General features: G+C 73.0%; 6 protein-coding genes. 2 read left to right on the forward strand and 4 right to left on the reverse strand.

Annotated elements, in window-relative coordinates; all coding sequences use genetic code 11:
* Window positions 1–57: 57 nt before the first annotated feature.
* Entirely contained in the window at window positions 58–2,934 is a 2,877-nt protein-coding gene (locus ACZ63E_RS20075) for a S8 family serine peptidase (protein WP_465337662.1), read from the reverse strand.
* A gap of 232 nt (window positions 2,935–3,166) precedes the next feature.
* Complete coding sequence (locus tag ACZ63E_RS20080; RefSeq protein ID WP_465337664.1) at window positions 3,167–4,738, reverse strand: deoxyguanosinetriphosphate triphosphohydrolase family protein; 1,572 nt, start codon at window positions 4,736–4,738, stop codon at window positions 3,167–3,169.
* A gap of 59 nt (window positions 4,739–4,797) precedes the next feature.
* On the opposite strand from ACZ63E_RS20080, the gene ACZ63E_RS20085 reads away from it, so the two are divergent.
* On the forward strand, window positions 4,798–5,154 hold the full coding sequence (locus ACZ63E_RS20085; protein WP_465337665.1) for a PASTA domain-containing protein: 357 nt from the start codon (window positions 4,798–4,800) through the stop codon (window positions 5,152–5,154).
* On the opposite strand, the gene ACZ63E_RS20090 is transcribed toward ACZ63E_RS20085, so the two are convergent.
* Window positions 5,151–5,786, reverse strand: a complete 636-nt coding sequence (locus ACZ63E_RS20090; RefSeq protein ID WP_465337666.1) for an SRPBCC family protein — start codon at window positions 5,784–5,786, stop codon at window positions 5,151–5,153. The two genes, ACZ63E_RS20085 and ACZ63E_RS20090, sit on opposite strands and share 4 nt — an antisense overlap.
* Window positions 5,783–6,130, reverse strand: a complete 348-nt coding sequence (locus ACZ63E_RS20095) for an ArsR/SmtB family transcription factor (RefSeq protein WP_465311226.1) — start codon at window positions 6,128–6,130, stop codon at window positions 5,783–5,785. The genes ACZ63E_RS20090 and ACZ63E_RS20095 overlap by 4 nt, the downstream gene beginning before the upstream one ends.
* A gap of 157 nt (window positions 6,131–6,287) precedes the next feature.
* Between ACZ63E_RS20095 and ACZ63E_RS20100 the strand changes: the two genes are divergently transcribed.
* Window positions 6,288–7,952 carry an EAL domain-containing protein gene (locus ACZ63E_RS20100; protein WP_465337667.1) on the forward strand — a complete coding sequence of 555 codons (1,665 nt, stop codon included), beginning with the start codon at window positions 6,288–6,290 and terminating at the stop codon, window positions 7,950–7,952.
* Window positions 7,953–8,062: the final 110 nt, after the last annotated feature.

An 8,062-nucleotide genomic window follows, 5' to 3' on the forward strand; every position in this document is an offset into this window, starting at 1 on the left:
GGGCCGCCGCGTCACCGCGACGGCCCCGTTCGGGTTGTTCACTTCACTGTCAGGCCATCACAGCGGGTGCACGGGGCCGTTGTTCGTCACTCCCCGCACGTTCGACGGCGCGCCGGCCGCCGGGGGCTGGACGAACCCGTTGATGTGCAGGGCCACCGAGCGGATCGAGCCGACGTCGCCGCCGGCCGCGTCCACCACGCCGAAGGTCCACGTGCCGTCCACGGCCGCGCCGGTGAGGCCACCCGTCAGCGCCTGCGTCGGCCGCCACGAGCCGGTGAACGGCGCGTTCGCCGAGGTCACCGTGCTGAACGCGGCCGCGGCGTTGTCGGCGAAGACGACCTGGCACAGGTTCTTGCCGGAGCCGCCGTTGCGCTGGAACACCGTCGCCTTGGCGCCCGAGGGCGCGGTCAGCGTGCCGACCAGGTCACCGACGTAGGAGTGGTTCAGGCCCACCGTCGTCGAGGTCGGGTCGGTGCTGCACGCGGTGCCGTCCACCGAGAACGTCACCTTGGACGCGCGGCCGACCCCGGTGACCGGGATGGTCACCGACGCACCGACCGGGCTGTTGTCCGGCACCGCCACCGGCGCGCCGGTGTAGGCGAAGTCCTGCGCGACCGGCGACGGGGTGCCGACCGGGAGCGAGAACGTCGACGTCGTCGGCGAGTGCGCGCCGGCGAAGGTGACCTTGGCGTTCAGCACCACCGGCACGCCGAGCTGCTGGCTCGCCGGGACGGTGATGGTGAAGTCGTTGACGCCGGTCTGTCCCGGGCTGATGGTGCCGTAGGACTTCGAACGCGGCGCCACCGTCACACCCGGGGTCGGGCTGGTGAGCACGACGCTGGTGGACACGGCCGCGCCGTCACCGTCGTTGGTCACCGGCAGGGTCACCTTGGCGGTGTCGCCCGGGTCGAGCGCGGAGCCGCCGTCGGCCGGGGTGACCGTCGGCTGCTTGGCCACCGCGAGCGGCTGCGGGCTGGCGCCGGTGTAGGCGAGCACCTTGTCGGCGAGGATGACACCCGAGCCGGTCACGTTGTCGCGGCCCGGGGTTTCGATGTCGATCGCGGTGTTGATCAGCGCCTCGCGGACGTCCGCCGGCGGCAGGCCCGGGTTGCCCGAAAGCACGAGCGACGCGATCGCCGCCGCGTGCGGGGCCGCGGCCGAGGTGCCGAAGAACGGGTTGAAGCCGGTGACGCTGGTCTTCACGCCGTCCGCCGCGGTGATCTCCGGCTTGTTCCGGACCTCACCACCGGTCGAGGAGACGTTGCCCGGGGTGATCGGGGTGCCGTCGGCCTCGTAGAACACGCGCCGCGGGCCGTCGGAGCTGAACCGCTCGGCCTTCGACGTGCTGCTGAACGAACCCGGGAACGGACCGGTCGGGTTGGCCGGGTCGCCCGGCTCGAGGGGCCGGCCGAACGCCGCGGCCGCCGGGGTGGCGGCCACGCTGAAGGCGTCGCGCGCGGCCGAGTGGCCGACCGTGACACCCGGGGTGTTGTAGGCCTTGAGGCCGTCGGCCGAGTCCTTGAACCGCCCGCGCAGCGCGGAAAGCGAGAGGTACCGGGCCTGCCCCGAGAACTTCACGACGGCCAGGCGCAGCCCGGTGCCGCCGAAGACCGGCGTCTGCAGGATCTCGTACGGGTCCTGGGTGCCGTCCTGGACGTTCTGGCTGAAGCTGACGACCGCGCCCGCGGAGTTGAGCAGGTAGAGGTCGTAGTCGTTCGACGAGTGCCCCAGCGGGTCCGACCAGTGCAGCGTCACGGGGACGCCGGCCGAAGACGCGTCCGAAACGGGCTCGTAGATCTGGTTGCCCGCGGAGCCCGCGAAGTTGTGCGCGGCGCCGGCGAACTTGCCGACCGACTTGCCGGAGTCGACGAAGTCGCCTTCCCAGTGCCCGGCGGTGCCGTCGAGGACGTTGCCCTCGTTGCCCGCCGAGGAGAAGTAGAGCGCGCCGTCGGCGGTCACGTCGTTCACGGCCTGGGCGATGATCCAGTCCTGGAACGGGGATTCCTTGAAGTAGATGACGTCGTCGACGATGACGTCGCAGTGCGACTCGAAGCGCAGCTTGCGGATGTTGTCCGCGAAGCTGGCGTCGGAGTTGAACGCCGACGCGAAGCCGAGCGCGGCGTTGGGCGCGAGGTCGTGGATGATCTCCAGCATCGCGGTGCCTTCGTCGCCGCTGCCCTCCTGGCCGGCGATGACGTCGACGTTCGGCGGGAGCTCACCCTTGGCCTGCGAGGTGGCCAGGGAGTCGACGCCGTCGGACAGCGCGCACGCCTTGACGCCGACGCCGGTGACGCCGAACTGCTGGCGGGCGATGTCGGCGTTGTGGGCGCGGTCGCCCTCACTGGTCAGGGTCGCGGCGGCGGCCGCGCTGCGCTGCGACTTGCTCGCCACCGCCTTCTGCAGCTCACCGGCGATGCGGTCGGCCTTCTGCTGCTTGGTCTCGGTCTTGACCGGCGTCGTCGCCGGGGTGGCCAGCTCGCGCGCGGTCATGGCCTGGTCGGCCTGCTCGACGCGCTTGACGTCGCCGCGCGCGGCGATCGCGTCCACGGCGGAAAGCGGCACTTCGGCCCGGACGCTGCCGTACCGGTCGGACACCGCGCGGATGCCCGCCCCGGCCTTGGTGAGCCCGGCGATGAGGTCCGGCGAGACCTTGCTCGCGCGGATGTCGACCAGGACGGTCCCGGCCGGGGAGACCTGGGCCCCCGACTGCAAGGCGTTCAGCTGCTTGGTGACGCCCTTCTGGGCGGCGAGCAGGTTGCTGTCCACTTTGGACTCGGAGCCGGTGCGGCCGGCCTTGACCGCCTGCAGGGCGGCGATCTGCTGCTGTGCGACTTCGCTGAAGGTGTCCGGTGTGGACGCGGTGGCGGCGCCCGCGACGGGCGGCGACACGAGGCCGAGGGCGGCGAGCAACGCCGCGGCCCCGGCAGTGAGCACGGTGGATCTCGATCTCGTGGAACGGGTACGACGCACGTGCGCCCTCCGATTATCTCCAGGCGCGTGCCCCGACTCACGCTGACCGATCGCCGGTGATCACCGGCGAGACCCAGTCAAGTACGGTGAGTTCTCCGTAAAAACCCGCCGTTCGAGTGACAAAGGACGGATAATTTCCCGAACCGGCCAGAGGTCGTAGGCCGTTCAGTCCAACCGTGAATTTTCCACCGGACAGCTACAGGACAAACGAGTCCGACCACGGCTGCGCGGCGCGCCCGGACAGCGCGTCCAAAAGGGTCACCGCCTGCTTGTCGGTCAGCGACGCCACGAAGTCCACCACGGCCCGCCCGCGCGCCAGCCCGCGCACCGCGTCCGCGCCCGTCACCGGCTCGCCGGTCGCGCCGACGAGCAGCTCCGGCGCCGAGCGCGCCAGCTCCGAGTACTCCGCGCGCGCCAGCTCGACCAGGTCGTGCAGCCGGCGCGGCAGCCGGGACACCTCGTCGCGGTCGAGCAGCCACGCGTCCAGCGCGTCGACCAGGCTCGCCACGACCCCCGCCTGGCCGCGCTGGTGCAGCGCGAGGTCCGGCCGCAGCAGCACGAACCGGCGGTGCACGAACTTCAGCACCTGGACCTCGTGCCACTGCGCGGGCCGCAGCGACACGTGCCCGCTGCGGGTCGAGGGCGAGGCGACCACGTACACGCCGTCGACCAGCCGCGCCGTCCAGTTCGCGGAGAACGCGGCCGTCGCCTGCTCGGCCTCGACCGAGCCGTCGAACTCGCCGGCGAGCAGGCCGTCCACCAGCTCCGCGCGCACCCGCGCGACCGCGGCGGCGAACGCGTCGTCGTCGACGATCCAGGCGTCCTTCGCGTGCATGCGACGGCGGAGGCGTTCCAGCGACCGGCCGGGCCGGCGCAGGCCCGCGTGCAGCGTCTCGTCGTCCAGCGCGGCCAGCTCGTCCGCGTGCTCCAGCCACTGCCCCAGCTCCGCCGCGACCGGCGCGTGCTGCAGGACGCCGATGCGGTGGAAGTCCTGGAGGTCGTGGATGGCGTAGGCGATGTCGTCGGCAGTGTCCATCACGGACGCTTCGACCGTCTGCTGCCAGCCTTCGACGCGTCCGGCGAACGCCGCGCGGGCCTGTTCGAAATCGTCGAGCTCGGTGGCGTAGGCGGAGAACTTGGCCGCGCCGGTGCCCGGGTGGTCGTCCGGTTCGCCGGCCCCGCGCGGCGGCACCGCCATCCCGGACGGGTGCGGCGCGGGGTGGTGCAGCCGCAGCCAGGGGTACTTGAGCACGGCCGCGCGCACGGCGGCGGTGAGGTCGAGCCCGATCGCCGACGGGCCGCGCACGTCGGTCGTGGTGATGATGCGGAACGACTGCGCGTTGCCCTCGAAGCCGTCGGCGAGGCCGAACCGGTGGCGGGCGATGCGGTCGAGGGTCTGCTCCCCCAGGTGCCCGAACGGCGGGTGCCCGAGGTCGTGGGCGAGCGCGGCGGCCTCGGCGACGTCCGGGTCGCAGCCGCCCAGCTTGGCGGCGAGCTCGGCGTCGTCCCCGGCGGTGATCCGCTCGGCGACGGCGCGGGCGACCTGCGCGACCTTCAGGCTGTGGGTGAGCCGGTTGTGCAGCAGGCCGGCGCCGCCGGCGCTGACCACCTGCGTCACCCCGCCGAGGCGGGCGAAGAACGGCGACGCGGCGATCCGGTCGCGGTCGATCCGGAACGGGCTGGTCGCCAGGTCGGTGAACCCGCCGACGTTCGCCACGGGGTCGCGCCGGCCCGCCCGCGGGTCGGTGTGCTCGGTGCCCTGATCCATGCGCCGACCCTATCCGGCTTCACCCGATCGGCGGGCGGGTGCGTGGGTACCCCACCGGTATGTCCGGACGCATGGTCACGACGCTCGCAGCCCTCGCCTTCGCCCTGGTCGCGTGCGGCGCGCCGCCCGGGGACGCCGGCACGCCGTCGACGTCACCCAAGGCGGGCACCTCGGCCTCGGCGGCCGCGAAGCGGATCAAGGTCCCGGACGTCTCCGGCATGAACCACCAGGACGCCCAGAACACGATGCAGAAGGCCGGGCTCTACAACCTGCGCGAGGTCGACGGCACCGGCCAGGGCCGCGCGCTGGTCATCGACCGCAACTGGGTCCAGACCGGCCAGGACCCGGCCGCCGGGACCGAGGTCGCGCCCGACGCCGTGATCACCCTGACCGCGGTCAAGGCGAACGAGCGTTAGGCCTCCGGCGGGGTCGTGTACGCCTTCAGCGTGCGGTCGGCCGCCGCGCGGGCCTGCTCCGGGTCGGCACCCGCGGCGACGTCGGCCTCGTACCAGGCTTCGCCCGAGGCCGTCATGAACCGGATGCCGTCGGGCGACATCATCCAGGCCATCGCCGCCTCCGGGTCGACCGCCGAGCCCGGGTTGGCCGTGTGCAGGGCCAGGCCGACCAGGGCGCCGTCCCAGCCGATGCCGACCGCGCCCGGGCCGAACTCGTCCCAGCGCTCGTCGACGTGCGCGACGTGCTCCAGCTCGAACCGCGTCCCGGACCCCTCAGGGGTCAGGCGGACCTCGATCCAGCTGACGTTGCCGCCGAACTCCCATGTCGCGGCGAAGCTCTTCGGCGGGTCGCAGCGTTCGACCGTGCCGCCCGCGTTGCCCTCGAACTGGTACTTCCCGCCGAGCTTCAGCTCGCCGCTGACCGGCAGGAACCAGCGCGGGATGCGCTCGGGGTTGGTGCAGGCGTCCCACAGGTCGTCGACGTCGGTGTCGTAGACCTGGCCGATGGTCAGGAACCGGGCCTCCTTGCCTTCGAGCACCCGGTCGCCGAGCGTCCGGCGCACGGCGCTGATCTGGTGGCTGACGTCGATCACGAACCTTCTCCTTCGGTGAGGCGCCGCGCGCGCTTGCCGCGGGCGATTTCGGTGGCCAGCGCGTCCAGTGGCGGGGTCCAGTACCGGCGGAACCGGTCCAGCCAGCCGTCGATGTCCCGCAGCGGCTCGTGCCCGACCGCGTACAGCCGCCGTGTGCCCTCCTGGCGGACGAGCGCGAAGCCGTTCTCGCGCAGGACCTTGAGGTGCTGGGACACCGCGGGCTGCGAGATGCCGAACTCGGCCCGGATCACCCCGGTCACCTCGCCGGCGGCCCGCTCGCCGTCGGCCAGCAGCTCGAGGATCCGGCGGCGGACCGGGTCACCGAGGACGTCGAACGCGTGCACCCCGCCAAGATAAAAGTTGATGCTTATATAAGTCAAGACTGAAAAAGTGGCAGGTGTCACAGCGTGTTACTCCGATTCAGGTAACCCGCGTTCCTGCGCGGTGAACATCAGTCGACATCGGTTTCGTTTCGCCGCGAGACCCGCGACGATCGAAGCCGTGAAGTCGCCACGCGCGGTCCGCTTCGCCTTCCAGCCGCTGTACAGCCTCCACACGGGGGGCGTCGTGGCTCACGAAGCGCTGGCCAGGCCGGGCCACGGAACCGTCCCCGAACTGCTCACCCAGGCGCGCCGCGAAGGCCGCCTCGCCGAGGTCGACCTCGGGCTCGCGATCGCCGCCGTCCGGCAGGACGAGACGGCCCTCCCCCTGCACCTGAACCTCTCCGCCCGCACGCTCGCCGCGCCGCCGGCGATGTTCGACGACCTCCTGGCCGAGCTGGGCGACGCCGGTCGCCGCACCCGCGACGTCGTGCTGGAGATCGGGCCGCCGTTCGCGCCGGTGCCCACCGAGCGCGCGCTCGCCGGCATGCGGGCGCTCACCGAGCTCGGCTTCCGGCTCGCGCTCGACGGCCTCGGCCGCGGCGACCTGCCGCTGAACCTGCTCGTCGAGGCGCCGATCGACCTGGTGAAGCTCGACCGCAGCGCGCTGCGCGGCCTGCCGGACGAGCAGGCCGCAGTCGCCGTCGTCGAAGCGCTCCTGCACTACACGAACCGCACCGGCACCCGGCTGGTGGCGGCCGGTGTGGAGACCGATTTCCAGCTGGACGCCGTGCGCGGGCTGGGCATCCGGATCGCGCAGGGGAACCTGCTCGCCCCGCCGACCGCCGAGGGCCCGGCCCCGGCGCTGCTCACGCGGCCCCGGGTCGCGCCCGCCCCGGCCGCACTGGCGCCGTGCGTCGGCGACTTCCTCCGCCCGGCGACCACGCTGCCGGAAACCGCGACGTGCGACCAGGTGCGCGAAGTGCTCGCGGCGGCCGACGCGCCTTCGGGCGTGATCGGGGTCGACGAGCTGAACCGGCCGCGCTGGTCGATCGACCGGACGCGGTTCCTGGTCGCGGTCACCGGCCCGTACGGGCACGCGCTGCACGCCAAGCGCGCGGCGGCCCGGCTCGCCGACACCCCGCACACGATCGAAGCCCGCGCCGGCGCGATGGAGTTCCTCGAGCTGGTGACCGACGCCGACTGGGGCCGCACGGGCGACGACGTCGTCGTGGTCGACGACGTCGGCCGCTGCCTCGGCGTGGTGCTGGTGACCGAGGTGGTGCGCGGTGTGGCCGAGGCGAAGGTCGAAGCCGCGGCGGCGCTGAACCCGTTGACCCGGCTGCCGGGCAGCGACACGGTGGCCCGCGACGTCGCCCGCCGTATCACGATCGGCGAGCCGTTCGTCGCGGCGTGGCTGGACATCGACTCGTTCAAGACGGTCAACGACACGGCGGGTTTCGCCGCGGGCGACGACCTGATCCGCGAGCTGGGCGCGGCCCTGACGGCGTTGTCCGGCGGCCTGCGCCGCATGCGGGTGAGCCACGTGGGCGGCGACGACTTCCTGGTGGTCTGCGACGTCGACGAGATCGCGACGGTGGCGGGCGCGCTGCTGGACCGCCGCTGGTCGGCGGACGGCCTTCCGGTGACGGTCTCCCTGGCGACGCTGGTCTGCGCGAGCGGCGCGGTCCCGTCGTACCAAGAGGTTTCGCGGTTGCTGGCGCCGTTGAAGAAGCGGGCGAAGGCGGTGCCGGGGTCGAGCTGGGTGCTGAGCCGTCCGGGCTCGGACCGCGTGGAAGTGCTGCGCGGCATCGGAACGCGGGGCTTGCAGGCCGCGGCCGGGTAAGGGGCCTGCCGCGGGAGTGGGGGGGGGGGGGGGGGGGGGGGGGGGGGGGGGGGGGGGGGGGGAGGGGGGGAGGGCGGAGGGGGGTGGTGTGTCTGAGTTTGTCTACCTCT

The sequence above is a fragment of the Amycolatopsis sp. NPDC104819 genome (assembly GCF_055583145.1).

Bases quoted from the DNA above. Each gene is read 5' to 3' on its own strand.
- ACZ63E_RS20080 (WP_465337664.1), bottom strand. From the start codon at position 4,738: ATGGATCAGGGCACCGAGCACACCGACCCGCGGGCGGGCCGGCGCGAC.
- ACZ63E_RS20085 (WP_465337665.1), top strand. From the start codon at position 4,798: ATGTCCGGACGCATGGTCACGACGCTCGCAGCCCTCGCCTTCGCCCTG.